Here is a 17,766-nt window from a genome sequence, read left to right as displayed (position 1 = left end):
GTGCTACGCGGTCACAAACCTGTTCGACCGCGCCGCCACGAGCTTGAGAGGAACACCGGGACCGGTGTCATGGCGGCAGGGCATGCGTCAGCCGTGGACGGCGGCCCTGGTCCGGCGCCGGGTCGGCGCCTCGATCTCGTCGACGACGGCGACCGCCAGGTCCGCGTAGGACAGCGGCCGTTCCTCGGCCGGCACCGTGTCTCCCCCGAGACGGTACGTGCCGGTGCGCGCACCCGCCGGGTCGAGCGCCGCCGTCGGCGTGAGCACCAGCCAGTCGGCCGCCGGTGCCGCACCGGCCTGCCGCAGGCGGTCGAGGCCGGCGAGGTGCGCCCGCGCGAACCGCCGCAGCCCCGCCGGGAACGCCGCCGGGTCGTCCATGACGAGCCGGCCCGACGCGTCGAGCAGCGTCGCGAACAGCCCGACGACGACCAGCCGCGCCGGCCCGGCGGCGAGCAGCGCGTCGGCGGCCTTCACGAAGTACCGGTCGTCGAACCGGGCCAGCTGGGCCAGCGCCTCCGGCCCGGTCGCCGGCGTGACCGCGCCGACCGCCGCGTCGTGCCCCGCGGCCAGTCGCGCGGCCGACACGGCGTCGGTCACGTCGCCGGGCCGGACGGTCACGGCCGGGGACGCGAGGTCGCCATGGGCGGCCACATCCCGTACGACCCCTGTCACCGCGTGACCCCGGCGCACGGCCTCCGCCGTGACGGCCCTCCCGGCGCGACCTCCGGCGCCGAACACCACGATCCTCATGGGTTCCGGACGGTACTGCAGCCGGCCCCGGTTCCCGCAACGAAACCGGGGCTACGGTGGGGCGATGGCGGCACCGCTGGACCCCGAGATGTTCGACCCGATGTGCCCTTCGAGCGCCCTGCCGTTCCAGATCGGCGACAAGTGGACCGGCATGGTCGTGCTGTGCCTGGAGGACGGCCCGCGCCGGTTCACGGAGCTGCGGGTGCCGCTGCGCGGCGTCACCGCGAAGGTGCTCACCGAGACGCTGCGCGCCATGCAGCGCGACGGGCTGATCACGCGGACGACGTATCCGGAGAACCCGCCGCGGGTCGAGTACGAGCTGACCCCGCTCGGCCGCAGCCTGCTCGACCTGATCGCCGCCGCGCGGGCCTGGAGCCGGGCCAACCTGCCGCGGCTGCTCGCCGCCCGCGCCGCCGCTCAGCCCACCGGCGACAGCCGCACCGGCAGCTCACCGCCGGCGAGCTGAGCGGAGCCGGTCGGCCCACGCCTCTCTAGGCGTGGGCGACCGGGACGACGTCCGGGGCCTCCAGGCGGATCAGGTCGGCGGCCATGTCGTCGGGCTGGTCCTGGGACGCGCGCTCGGCCTCGACCCGCAGCCGGTAGCGTTCCACCTCGCGGTCGGTCTGCTCGGCCGGCCAGCCCAGCAGGCCCGCCATCAGCGCCGCCACCGGGCCCACCGCGGTCAGGCCCCGGTCGAACGTCTCGATCGAGATCCGGGTCCGGCGGGTCAGCACGTCCTCGACGTGGCGGGCGCCCTCGGCCAGGACCGCGTAGGTGATCTCGGCCCGCAGGTAGTCGTCCGCGCCCTCGACCGGCTCGCCGAGGGACGGCTCGGCACGGATCAGCGCGAGGACCTCGTCGACCAGCGAGCCGTACCGGCTCAGCAGGTGCTCGACCCGGGCGACGTGCAGGCCGCTGCCGGCGGCGAGCATCGCCCGCTGGTTCCACAGCGCGGCGAAGCCCTCGGCGCCGACGAGCGGGACCCGGTCGGTGCAGGAGGGAGGGACCGCGCCACCGAGGCCGTGCACGGCCGCGTCGACCGCGTCGGCCGCCATCACCCGGTACGTCGTGTACTTCCCGCCGGCGACCGCCACGACCCCCGGCACCGGCGTCGCCACCATGTGCTCGCGGGACAGCTTCGACGTGAGCTCGGACTCGCCGGCCAGCAGCGGGCGCAGCCCGGCGTAGACACCCTCGACGTCGTCGCGGCGCAGCGGCGTGACCAGCACCTTGTTGACCTCGGTGAGCAGGTAGTCGATGTCGCCGCGGGTCGCCGCCGGGTGCGCCTTGTCCAGCGTCCAGTCCGTGTCGGTGGTACCGATGATCCAGTGCCGGCCCCACGGGATGACGAACAGCACGCTCGTCTCGGTGCGCAGGATGATGCCGGTCGTCGAGCGGATACGGTCGCGGGGCACCACCAGGTGCACGCCTTTGGAGGCCCGGACGCGGAACTGGCCGCGCTCGCCGATCAACGCCTGCGTGTCGTCCGTCCAGACGCCGGTGGCGTTGACGACCTGCCGGGCGCGGACCTCGAACTCGCGGTCGAACTCGAGGTCACGGACCCGCACCCCGGTGACCCGGCCGCCCTCGCGCAGGAAACCCACGACCTGGGTCCGCGAGGCGACGTGCGCGCCGTACGCGGCGGCGGTGCGGGCCAGGAACATCGTGTGCCGGGCGTCGTCGACCTGCGCGTCCCAGTACTGGACGGCGCCGACGAAGCTCTCCTTGCGCAGCGCCGGGCAGACCCGCAGCGCCTGGCGCCGGGTCAGCTGCCGGTGGCGCGGCAGGCTGCCCGAACCGCGGCCGGCCATGGTGTCGTAGAGCGTCACGCCCGCGCCGACGTAGGGCCGTTCCCACACGGCGCGGGTCAGCGGGTAGAGGAACCGGACCGGCCGCACGAGGTGGGGCGCCAGGCGGTGCAGGAGGAGGCCCCGCTCGTGCAGCGCCTCCCGTACCAGCCGGAAATCGAGCATCTCGAGATAGCGCAGCCCGCCGTGGATGAGCTTGCTCGACCGGCTCGACGTCCCGCTGGCCCAGTCGCGCATCTCCAGCAGCCCCGTCGACAGGCCGCGGGTGGTCGCGTCGAGGGCGCAGCCGGCCCCGACCACACCGCCGCCGATGACCACGACGTCGAGTTCCGCGCCGGCGAGGGCCTTGACCGCCTCGTCCCGTGCCGTCGGCGACAACGTCCCGGTGTGCACTCAACCAGCTCCGATCTCGACCCAGTCCAGCGTCCGCTCGACGGCCATCCGCCAGCGGCGGTACCCCTCGTCGCGCTGCCGCGCCGACCAGGTCGGCTTCCAGCGGTGCGACTCGTTCCAGTTCGCCCGCAGTTCGTCGGTGTCGCGCCAGTAGCCGGTGGCGAGGCCCGCGGCGTAGGCGGCGCCGAGCGCGGTGGTCTCGGCGACCACCGGGCGGCTGACCGGCACCCCGAGGATGTCGGCCTGCAGCTGCATGCACAGGTCGTTGGCGGTCACCCCGCCGTCGACCTTCAGCACGTCGAGCGTCACGCCGGAGTCCTGCTGCATCGCCTCGACGACGTCCCGCGACTGGTAGCAGATCGCCTCCAGCGTGGCCCGGGCCAGGTGGGCGTCGGTGTCGAACCGGGACAGCCCGACGATCGCGCCCCGCGCGTCGGACCGCCAGTACGGCGCGAACAGGCCCGAGAACGCGGGCACGAAGTACACCCCGCCGTTGTCCGGCACCCGCAGCGCGAGCGTCTCGCTCTCCGCCGCGGTACGGATGATGTGCAGCTGGTCCCGCAGCCACTGCACCGCCGACCCGGTGACCGCGATCGACCCCTCGAGGGCGTAGACGGCCGGCTCGTCGCCGAACCGGTACGCGACCGTGGTCAGCAGACCGTGCGTCGAGCGGACCGGCTCGGTGCCGGTGTTGAGGAGCAGGAAGTTGCCGGTGCCGTACGTGTTCTTCGCCTCGCCGGCGGCGAAGCAGACCTGGCCGACGGTCGCCGCCTGCTGGTCGCCGAGCGCGGCGGTGAGCGGGATGCGGCTGTCGGCGCCGCCGGTGCCGCTGCGGGTGGCGCCGAGCGGGACGCTCGTCAAGCCGTAGCCGGCGGGCTCCGCCGACGAGCGGATGGCCGGCAGCATCGCCCGTGGCACGCCGAAGACGGCGAGCAGCTCGTCGTCCCAGTCCAGCGTCTCAAGGTCCATGAGCATCGTCCGGCTGGCGTTGGTGACGTCGGTGACGTGGACGCCGCCGCCGGGGCCGCCGGTGAGGTTCCACAGCACCCAGGTGTCCATGGTGCCGAAGAGCGCGTCGCCGTCGGTGGCCGCCTGCCGCACCCCGTCGACGTTCTCCAGCAGCCACTGCAGCTTGCCGCCGGCGAAGTACGTGGCCGGCGGCAGCCCGCTCTTCCGGCGGATCAGTTCGCCGCGACCGTCCCGGTCGAGGGCCTCGGCGATCCGGTCGGTGCGGGTGTCCTGCCAGACGATCGCGTTGGAGAACGGCCGGCCCGTCCGCCGGTCCCACACCACGGTCGTCTCCCGCTGGTTGGTGATGCCCAGGGCGGCGAGCTCGACGCCGTCGAACGCTTCCCGGCAGGCCGCCAGGGTGCGCTGCCAGATCTCCTCCGGGTCGTGCTCCACCCAGCCGGCCCGGGGCAGGATCTGCCGGTGCTCGAGCTGATGCTGGGCGACGACCCGGCCCTGATGGTCGAAGACCATGGCTCTGGTACTGGTCGTGCCCTGATCGATCGCGCCGACGTACTCAGCCACTGGTCACCTCCACCCTTCCTGGCTCGGGCTGCGCCGCCGGCAGGAAGCGGGTGACGGCGGCACGGTACAGGCCGGCGCCGATCGTGCCGCCGAGCAGGGGCGCGACGATCGGGACCCAGAAGTACGGGTAGCCGGTCTGGTCGACGAACGCCCCGCCGTAGCCGGTGAAGAACGACGCCAGCCGGGGCCCGAGGTCGCGGGCCGGGTTGATGGCGTAGCCGGCGGCCGCGCCCCACGCCATGCCGATCGCGACCACGATGAGCCCGACGATGAACGGCTGGAGGTTTCCCTTCGGCGCCGTGTTGAGCCGGTCGGTGACCGCGAGAATGAGGAAGAGCAGGATCGCGGTGCCGATGACCTGGTCGCGGAACGCGCCCCACAGGTCGACCGGCAGCGTGCCGTTGCCGGGCAGGGTGGAGAAGACGATCTGGGTCTTGACGGTGAGGCCGGGGTCGGCGGCGTGCAGGATCGACCCGTAGTTCCAGCGCACCAGCAGCGCGCCGACGAACGCGCCGAGGGTCTGCGCCAGCGAGTACGGCAGCACCTTGCGCCACGGGAATCCGCTGAACATGGCGAGGGCGAAGCTGACCGCCGGGTTGAGATGCCCGCCGCTGAGCCGCCCGGCGACGTAGACCCCGAAGGTCACCCCGAATCCCCATGACCAGGCGATGCTGTTGTGGTCGCCGAGCCCGGCGGCGACGACCTGCGCGACGACCCCGCATCCGAAGAGGATGAGGATCATCGTGCCGGCGAACTCGGCGGCGAGTTCCCCGACCAGCCCACGGTCCTGCAACCACCGCAACACGGACACCCCCAGGGGTCGGTCGTACGCGCCGTCCGCGCAGCTACCCATCCCGGCGCCGTCTACGCCTCGGCCGTGCGATCCGGGGGTGGCCACGGCGAAGGCTGGGTCGACCTCCTTCTGGGCGCGGTGGGTCATGGCGCCCCGGTAGGGTCGGTGGCATGGCACGAAAGATTGCGACGAACGACCGGGTCGACCGGCCGGCCCTGCTGGACTTCCTCGCCACGCGGCACCGCGCGATCGTCATGACCCGGCGCCCCGACGGGCGGCCGCAGGCGTCGCCGGTCACCTGCGGGGTCGACCCCGAGGGGCGGATCGTCGTGTCGACCTACCCCGAGCGGGCAAAGGTCCGCAACATCCGCCGGGACCCGCAGGTCTCCGTCATCGTGCTCTCCGACGACTGGAACGACCCGTGGGTCCAGGTCGACGGCACCGCCGAGGTCCTCGACCTGCCCGACGCGCTCGAGCCGCTCGTCGACTACTTCCGCGGCATCTCCGGCGAGCACCCCGACTGGGACGAGTACCGCGCGGCGATGGTCGCCCAGGGCAAGTCGCTGATCCGGATCACGATCGACAGCTGGGGGCCGGTCGCCACCGGTGGCTTCCCGGCCCGCCTGGCCGACTAGGGTCCGTGTCGACGGTCGGCGCCCTGTCGGACCGGCCGCCGTGCTCGGTGATCGTGAACATCTCGCGATCACGGGCGCGGCGGTTGAGTGCGTCCGGGTGGTGCGGCTGCGGTTCGTAGATCAAGGGAAACTTCGGGTTGCCTGGACAGCCAGATGTTTCCGACGATCAAGCAGCTCGGGTCAGGCCGAGCGTGGAGCACGGCCTGACCCGCACGACGGGGCCACGGACGCCGCGAACCGGCACCGCGAGGGCACGGCTGGGTGCGCGGCCCGGCACCGCTTGGCAAAATCCTTCACAGATCACGGAGATTCTTGGGGGTCAGAGGCCCGAAGAACTTCCGGGATCATGAAATTGGTCCCCTGCGCTTCGGTCGGCGCCTGGCCATGATTGCGGCAAGTTCGCGATCACGTGCGCTGAACCCCGAGGAGCGCAACGGTCGCCACCGCGGCGGACGTTCGTGGGCACTGCGCTAGACACGGTAGGTGACGTGGGTGGCCTCCGGGGTGTCCACGGTGTCCAGATGCTCCAGCGCCGGTCCTGCGCCGTCGAACAGGGCGGTGCCGGACCCCAGCAGCACCGGGGCGATGTGCAGCCGCAGGCGGTCGACCAGGCCGGTCCGCAGCGCCTGCTGGATGACCGACGCGCCGCCCATGATGTGGACCCGCTTGTCGCCCGCGGCGGCCACGGCCGCCTCGATCGCGGCGGCGACCCCGCCGGTCACGAACGTGAACGTGGTGTCGCCCCTGCCCACCACGTCATGCTCCCGGTGGGTCACGACGAAGACCGGCATCCGGTAGAAGCCGTCCTCGTCGGCCCAGCCCCGGGTCGCGTCGTACACCGCCCGGCTCGTCACGACGGCGCCGGACGCGGCGAACGTCGCCTCGCTCAGCCGCCGCCCCTCGTCGTGCCCGAGCCAGGCGTGCAGCCGCTCGCCGCCCTTGCCCAGCCCGGGCCAAGTGTCCAGGTCGGGCCCGGTCACGAACCCGTCAACCGACATCGAGATGTCCGCTTCGACCATCGTCATACCCGGGTAGACGTACTGCGGCCGGATCCTCACCGATGATCCGGTCCTCTTTTTCGTCGGTGCGGTATGAACGTTGCCGTGGACCCCGCGACGTTCTCGGACCTGACCCGCCGGCACCACCGCGAGCTGCAGCTCTACTGCTACCGGATGCTCGGGTCGTTCGACGCGGCCGAGGACCACGTGCAGGAGGTGTTTCTGCGGGCGTGGCGGTCCAGGGACGCGTTCGAGGAGCGCTCCAGCGCCCGGACCTGGCTCTTCCGCATCGCCACGAACGCCTGCCTGGACACCCTGCGGCGCAAGACCCCGCCGCTGCAGCCCTTCCCCGACCAGCTGCTCGACGAGCATCCCGGCCCCGACGCGGTGGCTGTCGGCCGCGAGACGATCTCCCTGGCGTTCCTCGCCGCGATCCAGCTGCTGCCGCCGCGCCAGCGGGCCGTGCTCATCGTGCGCGACGTGCTGTCGTGGTCGGCGAGCGAGGCCGCCACCCTGCTCGAGACGACCGTACCGGCGGCCAACAGCGCCCTGCAACGCGCCCGGACGACCCTGCGCGAACAGTGGCCGGGCGGTCGCCTGGAGTGGTCACCCGCCCACGAACCGGACCCTGCGGAGCGCGAGTTGCTGCAGCGGTACATCGCCGCGCACGAACAGGCCGACCCGCAGGCCCTGATCGACCTGCTCCGCGAAGACATCCGGCTGACCATCGGGCCCGGCATCGGCGAGTGGACCGGAAAGCCCACAGTGGCCCGGGCGCTGCGCGAGGACATGAACACCCCCGGGCAGTGGCGGATGCTGCCGACGGCCGCGAACCGCCGGCCGGCGGCCGCCGCCTACGTCCGCGCCGCGGGCGACACCCTGTTCCGCCCCTTCGGGCTGGCCGTGCTGCACTCGGCGGCGGGCCGTCTCGTGGCGATCGACGCGTTCGAGATGCCCGGCCTGTTCGCCGCGTTCGCCCTCCCGGCAACCCTGATCGATTAGGCCCCGCCGTTGTCAAGGCTGTGCCGGACCCGTCCGGCTGTGTACAGTCTCCGCCACACAGCCGACTGACGGAGGGCGTGTGGACCGGATCGACGTGGCGTTCCGCGGTGCCGGCGCCGGCACGGCGGAGCTCACCTGGGGCCAGCGGGCGATGTACCAGGCGATGCTGCGGGAGCGCTCCTGGCTGCCGATGGGCGGGCGGCGGCCGGTGCCGCCGGGCACGACCGTCGCCGACGTGGCCGAGGAGTTGCGGTACACGATGGGCCGCTACCAGTCGTTCCGCACCCGGCTGCGCTTCCGCCCCGGCGCGCCGCCCGCACAGGAGGTCGCCGACCACGGCACCGCGCGGCTCGACGTCGTCGAGGCCGGCGCCGAGGATCCGGAGGCCGTCGCCGCCGCCGTCGAGCGCGGCTACCGGGCCGCCGAGCCGGACCTGGAGGCCGAGTGGCCGATGCGGATGGCGGTCGTGTGCCGCGACGGTACGCCCAGCCGGCTGGTCGCCGTCATACCGCACCTCGTCACCGACGGGATCGGCGCCGCGGTCATGGTCGACGAGGTGACCCGGCGGGTGGCCGAGCCGGTGGCCGGGCTCCAGCCGCTCGACCTGGTCGCCTGGCAGCACTCCCCCGCCGGGCAGCGGCAGCACGCGGCGGCCCTGCGGCATTGGGAACGGCACGGCGGGGTCCCGGACCTGTCCTCGGGCGTGGCACCGCCGGAGGGCGGGCACGGCCGGTACCGCCGCGGGCTTTTCAGCTCGCCGGCGCTGGCGCAGGCGCTGCCGCTGGTGTCGGCCCGCGTCGGCGCCGACCCCGCGACGGTGCTGCTCGCCGCGTACATGATCGCGCTGGGCCGGGTCACCGCCTCGGCGACGGTGGCCGTGCGGGTCGTGGTGAGCAACCGGTTCCGCGCCGGGCTGTCCGATGTGGTCAGTCCGATCACCCAGCTGGGGCTGTGCGTCGCCGACGTGTCCGGCGGGTTCGGCACGGCGGTCGCGGCGGTGGGGCGGGCGTCGCTGGCGGCCCAGAAGTACGCCTACTACGACCCGTTCGCCGTGGACGGCACGGCTCGAACGGCGTGCTTCAACGACCGCCGGACGGTGCGGCAGTCCGTCGCGGGCGCCACCGGCCGCACCGGCGAGTTCCGGTGGACCGACCCGCCGGTCGGGCCGACGGAGCCGCTGTTCGTGCACGTCGACGACGCGCCGGGCGCGCTGCTGCTGACCGTCGACGTCGACACGGCGGCGCTGTCCGCGGGCGACGCCGAGGCGTGCGCCCGCGACATCGAGGCCGCGGTCGTCGGGGCGGCTCAGCGGACGTAGGCGGGCAGCGGTTCGCGTTGCTCCAGCCAGAGCGGCGGGATGCCGGCCCGGCCGGTGTGTGCGGCGACGATCCCGCCGACGATCGCCGCGGTCGTGTCGACGTCGCCACCGGCCTCCACGCAGGACAGGACCGCGGCCGGGTAGTCGGCGAGGTGGGTCGCCGCGACCCACAGCGCGAACGGCACCGTGTCCTGGGCGAGGACGCGCGAGCCGTTGCCCAGCTCGTACGCAGCCTCGGCGACGCTGCGGCCGAGCAGCCGCCGGGCCTGCTCGACGCCGTGCCGCACCTGGCTGTCGACGAGGTAGGCGAGGACCGCGTCGAGCAGCTCGGCGGGGCGCGGCGGATTGCGGACCAGTCTGGCCCAGCCGGCCTCGGCGGCGGCGACCGCCACGGCGACGGCGCCGAGCACACCCTCGGCGTGCGCGTGGGTGACCTCGGCCGAGCGCAGGGCCTCCAGCGCGGCGGTGCGCGAGTCGCCGGCGTGCAGGGCGCCGAGCGGCGCGACCCGCATCGCGGCGCCGTTGCCCATGGAGCCCTGCCCGTCGAACGCGTCCCGCGCGGCGTCGCGCCACGGCACGCCGTCGCGGATGCGGTGCAGGACGACGACGGCGCCGCCACCGTAGCCGCGGTAGGGCTCGCAGTGCTCGGCGAAGGCCCGGGCGAGGCGGTCCTGGTCGATCGTGCCGTGCCGGTGCAGCTCCCCGGCGAGGGAGCAGGCCATCTCGGTGTCGTCGGTCCACGGCCAGGACCCCGGCGGTGCGGTGCCGTCGGTGAGGTCGTCGAGTGTGGTGCCGGGGACGAAGAACTGGGCGCCGAGCGCGTCGCCGACGGAGAGACCGTCGAGGCTGTCGTCGCAGAGGTCGGTATGGGGCATGGGAGATCCCATCGTGCCACAGCCGCCGGAAATTGTCGGTGGGTGCCGCTATGGTCTGCGACGTGAATGCGGTTCAGACGTACCGGTATCTCGCACCTTCCGGTGTGAGCAACGCCGGCATGGCCCTGCAGACGTGCGGCGGACCGGCGGCCAACCCGCGGTTCTTCAGCGGCTTCCTCACGACGCCGCAGGCCGCGGCGGCCGGGCTGCTGGCGGTGGCCGAGGTGGCCCGCACCCGATACTTCCAGCCGGTGAGCCCGGCGAGCCTCGACCCTGTCGTCACCGGCAGCGCCGACCGGCTGCGGTTCGAGTCGTTCTCCGGCTGCTGCGGGGTCTACGCGCGGCTCGACGCGCTGCCGGCCGGTCTCGACGGCGAGATCCTGGCGCACGGCACGACCAACGTCGACGTCAACCCGCCGCTGCGCGAGGCGCTCGCCCGGGTCGCCGGCCTCGACCCGCTGCACCTGTCGGTCGGGCCCGACGACCTCACCGTGTCGACGATGGACGGCGCGGTGGTCGAGAAGAAGGTGCCGCTGCCGTCGCGGTGGCTGCGCGGCTTCGCCGAGGTCCACGTGCTGTCGGCGGCGTTCGAGCCGCGCGCGGAGATCCCGGCGACGGAGGCGGCCGCGCTGCTGCGGCGGCTGCCCGGAGCCCGGGACCGGTCGGTGCTGTGGATGGTGCCGTCCGGCCGGACGCTCCGGCCGACATCCCGGCCGGTGCCGGGCGCGGTGTGCCTGGCGGGCGCCGGGCGGCTGGCCGCGCTGCGCGGGCTGCTGCGGTTCGCGAAGGTGCTGCGGGTCTACGGGCCGACCGTCCGGGCCGGTTCGGCACCGGTGGCGAGCACCTGGGAGCTGGACACCGGCGCGCTGCGGCTGTCGTTGACGCTGTCCCCGGAGCCCTATCGCGGGTTCTCCGGGGAGGGCGCCGCGCTGACCTCGCTCGCCGGTGACGACGTCACGGACGACGCCGAGCTGGTGAGCGCGCTGCTGTCGTGGGATCCTGCGATCGACGTCGACGCGCTCGCGACGGCGGCCGGCATTCCCGCGGCGCGGGTCCGTGCCGCGCTGGCGCAGCTGGGCACGGCCGGGCGGGTGGGCTTCGACGTGTCCGAGGCGGCCTATTTCCACCGCGTGCTGCCTTATGACGCGGCGCGGGCGGATCGGGACAACCCCCGGCTCGTCGGCGCGCGGACCCTGGTCGAGGCGGGCGCGGTCGAGCTCGACGGCGACGCGGCGGCGACGGTGCGCAGCGGCGACGAGACCTACCGGGTGCGCCGGCTGCCCGACGGCGGGTTCACGTGCACCTGTCCGTGGTGGGCGAAGTACCGCGGCGGGCGCGGCCCGTGCAAACACGCCCTGGCGGTGTCGATGACGGTGCGGGTGCCCGCGTCACCGGTCCGGAGCGAAGCGGAGGACGCGTGACCGCGGAGCTGTTCGACTTCGACCTGATCGGCAAGGGCGCCGTCGAGGCGACCGCGACGGCGTTCGCCGGCTTCGACGAGGCGCAGCGCGCACGGCTCGCCACGGAGCTGACCGCCTACGTGCGGAAGCGGCGCGACAACTGGTGGTGGGACGCCGAGGCGGCCGCGCTGGCGGTGGCGGCGGTGGGCTGCCTGCCGAGCGCCGCCGCAGCGGGCAAGATCCTGGCGCGCTCGTCGGTCTCGGTGCCCGGCCACACGGTGCGGCCGGTGCTCGACCTGGCGTGGGCCCGCGGCATCACCTGGCTCACGGACCTCGCGCACCGGATCGCGGAGCGGATCGACCGCGAGGACGTCAACATGTGGGCGTTTGTCGCCGGGATCGTCACCGCCGAAGGCGCGCCACCACCGACCGGCGACGCCTTCGTCCGCCTCTGGCTCGTGCACATGATATGGGCGGACACCCGCTGGCGGGACCGGCCGATCCTCGAACAGCTGCGCGCCGATCCCTTCCTCGACCATCTGCTGCCCCGCGTGTTCGAGATCGACGACATCGGCGGCCTTCTGGTGCTCCACGAGCAGCACAGCAGCGGGCGGCTGGGCTTCGTGCGCGCCCTGGCGCAGCTCGCCGACGAGCAGCGGCTCGACCGGGCGACACTGTTCGACGGGTCCCTCCGCCGGCTGCTGCGCGGGGGTCGGGCCGCCGACCTGCGCGGGTTCCTGGCCCTGCACGACGCGCTCGCACCCACGGCCGCGGAGGTCGCCCGGCGGTCCGGTGATTACCTGCGGCTGCTCGCCGACGCACCCGGGCAGGTGGCGACGGCGGCGCAGAAGCTGCTGCGGGACGCGGACGTGGTCCCGCCCGACGCGTTGCTCGACGTCTCGCCCGCGGTGCTGAGCCGCCCCGAGAAGGGGCTGGTCCGGGCGCAGCTCGCCTGGCTCGACCGGTCCGCGCTGCGCCACCCGGAGCTGGCCGCGGCATTCGGTGCGGTCATCGCGGTGGCGGGTGATCATCCGGCGATCGACGTCCGGGAGCGGGCCGCCGCCCTCGCCGCGAAGCACGGCCAGGCCGTCGCCGCGCCGGCGGTGGTGGTCGTCGAGGCCGGTGACGACCTGCCGCCGCCGGTGGGGCCCGCACCGGCTCCACCGCCGATCACCGACCCGGACGAGCTGGCCGAGGAGGTCGTGTCGCTCTTCGGCGGCGTGCACGCCTCGGCGCCGGCGCTGGAGCGGGTCCTCGACGGCGCGGTCCGGCTCGCCGCCGCCGACCGCGGACGGTTGCTGATGGCGGTGAAGCCGGTGCTCGACCGCCAGGCGCCCTGGCTGGGCGACGGCAGCTGGTTCACGCAGGGCATCCTGCTCGGCGTCCTGTACTCGGTCGTGGACCCCGCCGAGCACTCCGCCCGGCTCGGCCGGTGGGCGGCCATCCTCGCCGACGCCAGGCGCCGGGGATCCGCCGACGTGCCACCGGCCGACTCCCGGATCCCACCGCCGCAGCGGTTCCTACGTGTCCGCCTGGCCGAGATCGCCCGGCACGGTGGCCGCCCCGAAGGGCTGCTCGCCGCGCCCACGTCGGCCACCGGCGCGCTCGACCCGGCGATGCTGCTCGACCGGCTGACCGCCCTCGGCGATCGCAAGCCCCCCGGCTGGGACCTCACGCAGGCACTGCTGCGCCTGCCGGCCGCCGTCGACGACACGCTCGCCGCACGGGCGGCGGCGCTGGGCACGGACGCCGGGGACCGGCTCGCGCGGTGGCTGCGCGCCGGCGGCCTGCCGCAGCCGGTGCTGTCCGTCGTGCACACCACCCGGCGGCAACGGCTGGGTGTGCCCAGCTCCGGCTGGGTCCGCGCCGAGGTGGACGCACGGCTGCAGGTCGAGTTCACGCCCTTGTGGCACGCCGACGACCCGCTGGGTTTCCTCGACTTCGGCACGCCCGCGATGGGGCACGGATACGGCGACTGGCCGCTGCTGTGGCCGTCGCTCCTGCCGGGATACCGGGGGCTCGTCGCCGCCTACGCCATGCCCGAGATCGCGGCGGCGGCCGACTCGGACCGCCGCCACGGCGCGGCGGTCCTGCCGCTGCTCGCGGAGTGCACCGGTGACGGCGGGCCGGCGCTGCCACTCGCCGTCGCCTACGGGCTCGCCGCCCGCCACGAGGCCGACCGCGTCGCGACGCTGGACACGCTGCTCATGCTGGCCGCGGCCGGTGACCTCGACGCCCCGGCGGTCGGCCGGCACCTCGGCACGCTCGGCGCGCAGGGCATGGTGCCGGTGAACCGGGCGGTCCAGCCGCTGCGCGACGCGGCGACGGCGGGTGCCCGGCGCACGGTCTGGCGCCTGCTGGAGGCCGCGCTGCCGGCCCTGCTGGCCGCGCCGACCCCGCCGCGGGGCGTCCCCGACCTGCTCACGCTGGCCGCCGAGACGGCAGCGGCGACCGGCAGCCGGGGCACGGTCGCGGGGCTGGCCGAGGCCGCCGCCCGCAAGGGCTCGTCCCGCCTGGCGGTCGAGGCCAGACGCCTCGCCTCGGCCCTGGCCCCCGGCTGAGACCGCCGCTCGGGCCGTCGTCGCCGGTCCGGGGCGGGACACCGCAGGCCGGCCAGCCGTCGACGGCCCGATGCTCAAGGCCACGTGACGCGTTCGCGGTCAGCCGGCTGGATCGTCCACGGTGACGCCGTGCCGTCAGCGCGGCGACGGGCCGAGTGCGTCCGCCGTTGGAGGTGCGGCCGGCGACAGCTCCTTCAGCTCGATGAAGAGCGTGTGCGTGTCGGTGGCGCCGGTGTTGTGACCGGCGTGCTCCTGAGCGGCCAACCAGCGCACCTCATGCGCCGGCAGGTCCACGTCGGCCTCCCGGCCGCCGGACGAGACACGGCGGCGAAACGCGCTCAGCGTGACCATGACGCTGTCCGGGTGGCGGTGCGAACCGGTCCGGTCGCCGGGGCGGTCGCGGTATTCCAGGACCCGGACCCGCTCGTTCTCGAACACCACGCGGTAGAGGTGCGGGTCTGTGACCACGGGGTCATGGGACTGGAGTTCCATGGGACTACGGTACCATGATGGCGATGCCAGTACCATATGAAGCGACCGGCCGCACGCGACAGAAGTCCCGCACCCGGCAGGCCCTGGTGGACGCGACCCGCGAGCTGCTGGCCCGCGGGCTGACGCCGCAGGTCGAGGAGGCCGCGGAGCACGCGGGGGTGTCGCGGACGACCGCGTACCGCTACTTCCCGAACCAGCGGGCGCTCCTGGTCGCGGCCCACCCGCAACTGGCGCCCGACTCCCTGCTGCCGCCCGGCGCCCCGGGCGACCCGCAGGCCCGGCTCGATCTCGTCATCCGCGCCTTCACCCGGTACAACTTCGATTGGGAACCGCAACTGCGCACCTCGCTGCGGCTCTCCCTGGAGACCGGCGCGCAGCGGCCGGCCCTGCGTCAGGGTCGCGCGATCGGGTGGATCGAGGAGGCGTTGGCACCGCTGCGCGAGTCCCATCCGCACGTCGACGTCCACGCGCTGGCGGTCGCGATCCGGTCGGCCACCGGGATCGAGAGCCTGGTGTGGCTGCTCGACATCGCCGGCCAGTCCCCCGGCGAGGCGGCCCGGACGGTCCTCTCGACCGCCCGGGCGCTGCTGGCCGCCGCGCTCGCGCCCTGAGCCGGCGAAAATTGTCATACGTGCGCGGTACCGTCCGCGCATGGTCGACCCCGACGACGTTCCCGCCGAATATCTGGAACCCATCCGCGCCGCCTGCCTCGCCCTGCCGGAGGCCTACGAGGAGCCGGCCTGGGCCGGCACCCGCTGGCGGATCCGGCAGAAGACGTTCGCGCACGTGCTCGTCGTCGACCCGGACCACCAGGCCGCCTACGCGAAGGTGGTCGGGACCGACGAGCCGGTCTGCGTGCTGACGTTCCGGTCACCGGGTGACGAGATGGCCGCGCTGGTCGCCGGCGGCTATCCGTTCTACAAGGCGGCGTGGGGCGTCGACGTGGTGGGGATGGTCCTCGACGGCGACGTCGACTGGGAGGAGGTCGGCGAGCTGCTGACGGAGAGCTACCGGGTGCAGGCGCCGAAGAAGCTGTCGCAGCACCTGTAGCCCGCCGGCCGCCACGTGCCGGCCCGACAGAGACCACCGGCGCGACTCGGCCCGGCCCGCTGTGCTCAGCCCGGGCGTTGCAGCCACTCCCACGCGCGCCGCAGCCCTTCCTTGGCCTGCTCACCCACCGAGCCGTCGGTGGCCGCGGCGGCAACCCTGTCCTCACCGGGATCGTGCAGTCCGGCCTCGGTCACGGTCAGCGTGACACCGTGCTCGAAGAGGTCGCCGATCTGATCACGAGCGGCGAACATCGACCGGTCCGGCGCATCCACGACGCGCACGACGAGACCGTGGAAGATGTCGCTGCCCTCGTCGGCGAGCACGTGCTCCACGGTCCCGATCCGCGTGCCGTCGCGGTCGTACACGGGCACGCCCACCGGCAGGGCGAGATACGCGACCGGCGTTCCGAGCTTGTCCATGCTCACGACATACCCACTGGCGCACGCGCCCAGCCATGAAACAACACTTGTAGTCGATCACCGCCGTCGTCCGCCCGAGCACCGCGGAGGTGCCGCGATGAACCGTGACGAGATCCGGCAGGCCGTCGACGCCCAGCGGCGCGATGTGGCGGACCTGCTCGAGGGCCTCACCGACGACGAGTGGCGGCAGCCGTCGCTGTGCACCGGCTGAACCGTGCGGGACGTCGCCGCCCACCTCGACGGCCTGGAACGGCTCCTGACCGCGACAACGTCACCAGGGCAGCCCGCGGAGGTCGACGAGGGCGCGCATCAGGGCGGCGCCGAGGCCCCGGCCCTGCAGCTCCGGCGCGACGGCGACGTCACCGACGCCGGCGACGAGGACGTCCGCGCCGCCGACGCCGACGGTCCGCCGCTCCAGACCGAGGTGCGCCACCGGGCGGCCGGTGTCGTCGGCGAGCCAGACGCGGGCCTCCTTCCGCCCGTACGACAGCGCCCACGAACGGCCGTCGAACTGCTCCGCCTGCGCCGGGAACGCGGCCCGGAGCAGCACCGACAAGGCCTCATGGTCGTCGATGGTGAGTGCGGTCTCCCACCGCGCGACGATCTGCACACCCGCAGCCTAACCAACGCCGAGCCGGGTAGAGACCGCCCGTGCCGAGCAGGCTGGGGGCGGCCGCCGCCGTCCTCGCGGCGGTGGGCTGGCTCGCGGTGCCGGGCCGGGCGCAGGCGGCCGCGGTCAGCGACGCCGCGCTCGCGCTGCGCTGGGCGCCGATCCACCACCAGGACGTCGACCCCACCGGCAGCCACGCGATCGGCGGCCGGGCCGACTGGATCACCAGTATCAACTTCGACGGCAACTGGGCCGGCCGCGACAACTGGGAGCACGCGCGCGACCACCCGCTGCGGGCGACCGTGTACTACTCGGTGGTGACGACCCGCACGCACTGGTACCTGACGTACCTCTTCTACCACCCGCGCGACTGGGCCGACCAGCCGTTCTTCGAGCGCGAGCACGAGAACGACGCCGAGGGTGTGCTGTTCGCGGTCGAGCGCGACGGCTCGGCGTACGGCGTGCTGCGCGGCGCGGTCACCGTCGCGCACAGCGACTTCTACGCGTACGTCCCGGCCGGGAGCACCTGGACCGCGGGCCGCGAGACGGTCGACGGCGTCCTGCGGTTCGCCGATTCGCCGTACGACGGCCGCCGCCACCCCGTCACCGCGCAGGAGTCGCACGGGCACGGCCTGTACGCACCGGCCGGCGACACCGGCGGCGGCCTCGTCTACCAGCCGGCGACGGTGGCCGAGGTGCCCGGCCACGGGCGCGACGTGCGCTACCGGCTGGTTGACATCTTCGCCCCCGGCGGGCTCTGGGCGCGGCGCGCGGACCCCGAGCTGTTCGCCGGGTGGGGCCGGTTCGCCGGCGACGCCCCGGACTCCGGTGCGGACAGGTGCGGCGACGGTACGTGGGGCTGCCGCATCGACGCCGCGAACGCCCCGTGGGGCTGGGACGACCACGACGACCCGCCGGCCCGCGGGGCGATCGCCACCGACCCGGCCGGCCTGGTCGCGGCCTACTTCACCGTCCCCGGGCCGTTCGCCCGCACGTACACGGCCAACCCGTACGCCGGCCGCGAACACATCTCCCCGCTGCGGCGAACAACAGGTGTGTTCGTCAACCAGCAAAGGAGATGGACTTGGTCGTGGTGACACATCCCGACAGGAGCCACACGGAGACCGAC

At 74.2% G+C, this 17,766-nt stretch carries 18 protein-coding genes and 1 pseudogene; 10 read left to right on the top strand and 9 right to left on the bottom strand.

Annotated elements, in window-relative coordinates; all coding sequences use genetic code 11:
- Positions 1 to 87: 87 nt before the first annotated feature.
- Positions 88 to 750, bottom strand: coding sequence for an NAD(P)-dependent oxidoreductase (locus Dfulv_RS19770; protein WP_259865496.1), 663 nt, complete (start codon positions 748 to 750; stop codon positions 88 to 90).
- A gap of 64 nt (positions 751 to 814) precedes the next feature.
- On the opposite strand from Dfulv_RS19770, the gene Dfulv_RS19765 reads away from it, so the two are divergent.
- The gene (locus Dfulv_RS19765; protein ID WP_259865495.1) at positions 815 to 1,216 is read left to right on the top strand and encodes a winged helix-turn-helix transcriptional regulator; all 402 of its coding nucleotides are present in this window, start codon (positions 815 to 817) and stop codon (positions 1,214 to 1,216) included.
- A gap of 25 nt (positions 1,217 to 1,241) precedes the next feature.
- Here the strand turns inward: Dfulv_RS19765 and Dfulv_RS19760 are convergent, their stop codons facing one another.
- The 3 genes and pseudogenes from Dfulv_RS19760 to Dfulv_RS19750 all read right to left on the bottom strand — a co-directional run.
- Positions 1,242 to 2,951, bottom strand: coding sequence for a glycerol-3-phosphate dehydrogenase/oxidase (locus Dfulv_RS19760; RefSeq protein WP_259865494.1), 1,710 nt, complete (start codon positions 2,949 to 2,951; stop codon positions 1,242 to 1,244).
- Complete coding sequence (gene glpK / locus Dfulv_RS19755; RefSeq protein ID WP_259865493.1) at positions 2,952 to 4,484, bottom strand: glycerol kinase GlpK; 1,533 nt, start codon at positions 4,482 to 4,484, stop codon at positions 2,952 to 2,954.
- Positions 4,445 to 5,226: pseudogene (locus Dfulv_RS19750) on the bottom strand (MIP/aquaporin family protein); the annotation flags it as partial. The gene glpK and the pseudogene Dfulv_RS19750, both read right to left, overlap by 40 nt.
- Positions 5,227 to 5,447: 221 nt before the next feature.
- Here Dfulv_RS19750 and Dfulv_RS19745 point away from each other — a divergent pair.
- Positions 5,448 to 5,912, top strand: a complete 465-nt coding sequence (locus Dfulv_RS19745) for a PPOX class F420-dependent oxidoreductase (RefSeq protein ID WP_259865492.1) — start codon at positions 5,448 to 5,450, stop codon at positions 5,910 to 5,912.
- Between the two features lie 470 nt (positions 5,913 to 6,382).
- Here the strand turns inward: Dfulv_RS19745 and Dfulv_RS19740 are convergent, their stop codons facing one another.
- Positions 6,383 to 6,970: a dihydrofolate reductase family protein gene (locus Dfulv_RS19740; RefSeq protein ID WP_259865491.1), complete on the bottom strand. Its 588-nt coding sequence runs from the start codon at positions 6,968 to 6,970 to the stop codon at positions 6,383 to 6,385.
- A 33-nt stretch (positions 6,971 to 7,003) separates the two neighbouring features.
- Here Dfulv_RS19740 and Dfulv_RS19735 point away from each other — a divergent pair, with 33 nt between their 5' ends.
- Complete coding sequence (locus tag Dfulv_RS19735; RefSeq protein ID WP_259865490.1) at positions 7,004 to 7,912, top strand: sigma-70 family RNA polymerase sigma factor; 909 nt, start codon at positions 7,004 to 7,006, stop codon at positions 7,910 to 7,912.
- Positions 7,913 to 7,991: 79 nt separating this feature from the next.
- The gene (locus tag Dfulv_RS19730; RefSeq protein ID WP_259865489.1) at positions 7,992 to 9,230 is read left to right on the top strand and encodes a condensation domain-containing protein; all 1,239 of its coding nucleotides are present in this window, start codon (positions 7,992 to 7,994) and stop codon (positions 9,228 to 9,230) included.
- Here Dfulv_RS19730 and Dfulv_RS19725 read toward each other — a convergent pair.
- Positions 9,218 to 10,105 (bottom strand): ADP-ribosylglycohydrolase family protein, encoded by an 888-nt coding sequence (locus tag Dfulv_RS19725; RefSeq protein ID WP_259865488.1) that lies wholly within the window; start codon positions 10,103 to 10,105, stop codon positions 9,218 to 9,220. The genes Dfulv_RS19730 and Dfulv_RS19725 overlap by 13 nt on opposite strands.
- Positions 10,106 to 10,167: 62 nt before the next feature.
- Here Dfulv_RS19725 and Dfulv_RS19720 point away from each other — a divergent pair, with 62 nt between their 5' ends.
- Together Dfulv_RS19720 and Dfulv_RS19715 are read left to right on the top strand one after the other, a co-directional pair.
- Entirely contained in the window at positions 10,168 to 11,526 is a 1,359-nt protein-coding gene (locus tag Dfulv_RS19720) for an SWIM zinc finger family protein (protein ID WP_259865487.1), read from the top strand.
- A complete protein-coding gene (locus Dfulv_RS19715; protein ID WP_259865486.1) occupies positions 11,523 to 14,066 on the top strand; it encodes a DUF6493 family protein in 2,544 nt (847 codons plus the stop codon). The genes Dfulv_RS19720 and Dfulv_RS19715 overlap by 4 nt, the downstream gene beginning before the upstream one ends.
- A 135-nt stretch (positions 14,067 to 14,201) precedes the next feature.
- Here Dfulv_RS19715 and Dfulv_RS19710 read toward each other — a convergent pair whose 3' ends face one another.
- Positions 14,202 to 14,558 carry a cupin domain-containing protein gene (locus tag Dfulv_RS19710; protein ID WP_259865485.1) on the bottom strand — a complete coding sequence of 119 codons (357 nt, stop codon included), beginning with the start codon at positions 14,556 to 14,558 and terminating at the stop codon, positions 14,202 to 14,204.
- 23 nt (positions 14,559 to 14,581) lie between these two features.
- Between Dfulv_RS19710 and Dfulv_RS19705 the strand changes: the two genes are divergently transcribed.
- Together Dfulv_RS19705 and Dfulv_RS19700 are read left to right on the top strand one after the other, a co-directional pair.
- Positions 14,582 to 15,169 (top strand): TetR/AcrR family transcriptional regulator, encoded by a 588-nt coding sequence (locus Dfulv_RS19705; protein ID WP_259865484.1) that lies wholly within the window; start codon positions 14,582 to 14,584, stop codon positions 15,167 to 15,169.
- A 40-nt stretch (positions 15,170 to 15,209) separates the two neighbouring features.
- Positions 15,210 to 15,608, top strand: coding sequence for an MmcQ/YjbR family DNA-binding protein (locus tag Dfulv_RS19700; protein ID WP_259865483.1), 399 nt, complete (start codon positions 15,210 to 15,212; stop codon positions 15,606 to 15,608).
- Positions 15,609 to 15,673: 65 nt separating this feature from the next.
- On the opposite strand, the gene Dfulv_RS19695 is transcribed toward Dfulv_RS19700, so the two are convergent.
- The gene (locus Dfulv_RS19695) at positions 15,674 to 16,027 is read right to left on the bottom strand and encodes a PRC-barrel domain-containing protein (RefSeq protein WP_259865482.1); all 354 of its coding nucleotides are present in this window, start codon (positions 16,025 to 16,027) and stop codon (positions 15,674 to 15,676) included.
- A 97-nt stretch (positions 16,028 to 16,124) separates the two neighbouring features.
- On the opposite strand from Dfulv_RS19695, the gene Dfulv_RS19690 reads away from it, so the two are divergent.
- A complete protein-coding gene (locus Dfulv_RS19690) occupies positions 16,125 to 16,238 on the top strand; it encodes a maleylpyruvate isomerase N-terminal domain-containing protein (RefSeq protein ID WP_259865480.1) in 114 nt (37 codons plus the stop codon).
- A 60-nt stretch (positions 16,239 to 16,298) separates the two neighbouring features.
- Here the strand turns inward: Dfulv_RS19690 and Dfulv_RS19685 are convergent, their stop codons facing one another.
- Positions 16,299 to 16,637 (bottom strand): GNAT family N-acetyltransferase, encoded by a 339-nt coding sequence (locus tag Dfulv_RS19685; protein ID WP_259865479.1) that lies wholly within the window; start codon positions 16,635 to 16,637, stop codon positions 16,299 to 16,301.
- A 41-nt stretch (positions 16,638 to 16,678) separates the two neighbouring features.
- On the opposite strand from Dfulv_RS19685, the gene Dfulv_RS19680 reads away from it, so the two are divergent.
- On the top strand, positions 16,679 to 17,734 hold the full coding sequence (locus tag Dfulv_RS19680; RefSeq protein ID WP_259865478.1) for a hypothetical protein: 1,056 nt from the start codon (positions 16,679 to 16,681) through the stop codon (positions 17,732 to 17,734).
- Positions 17,735 to 17,766: the final 32 nt, after the last annotated feature.

The organism is Dactylosporangium fulvum (assembly GCF_025137375.1).
GTDB classification, from domain to species: Bacteria; Actinomycetota; Actinomycetes; order Mycobacteriales; family Micromonosporaceae; genus Dactylosporangium; species Dactylosporangium fulvum.
This window is presented reverse-complemented; position numbering and strand designations above follow the sequence as displayed.

Coding starts and splice junctions, on each gene's coding strand:
- Dfulv_RS19770 (WP_259865496.1), bottom strand. CDS start 750: ATGAGGATCGTGGTGTTCGGCGCCGGAGGTCGCGCCGGGAGGGCCGTC.
- Dfulv_RS19765 (WP_259865495.1), top strand. CDS start 815: ATGGCGGCACCGCTGGACCCCGAGATGTTCGACCCGATGTGCCCTTCG.
- Dfulv_RS19745 (WP_259865492.1), top strand. CDS start 5,448: ATGGCACGAAAGATTGCGACGAACGACCGGGTCGACCGGCCGGCCCTG.
- Dfulv_RS19735 (WP_259865490.1), top strand. CDS start 7,004: ATGAACGTTGCCGTGGACCCCGCGACGTTCTCGGACCTGACCCGCCGG.
- Dfulv_RS19725 (WP_259865488.1), bottom strand. CDS start 10,105: ATGCCCCATACCGACCTCTGCGACGACAGCCTCGACGGTCTCTCCGTC.
- Dfulv_RS19710 (WP_259865485.1), bottom strand. CDS start 14,558: ATGGAACTCCAGTCCCATGACCCCGTGGTCACAGACCCGCACCTCTAC.
- Dfulv_RS19705 (WP_259865484.1), top strand. CDS start 14,582: ATGCCAGTACCATATGAAGCGACCGGCCGCACGCGACAGAAGTCCCGC.
- Dfulv_RS19700 (WP_259865483.1), top strand. CDS start 15,210: ATGGTCGACCCCGACGACGTTCCCGCCGAATATCTGGAACCCATCCGC.
- Dfulv_RS19695 (WP_259865482.1), bottom strand. CDS start 16,027: ATGGACAAGCTCGGAACGCCGGTCGCGTATCTCGCCCTGCCGGTGGGC.
- Dfulv_RS19690 (WP_259865480.1), top strand. CDS start 16,125: ATGAACCGTGACGAGATCCGGCAGGCCGTCGACGCCCAGCGGCGCGAT.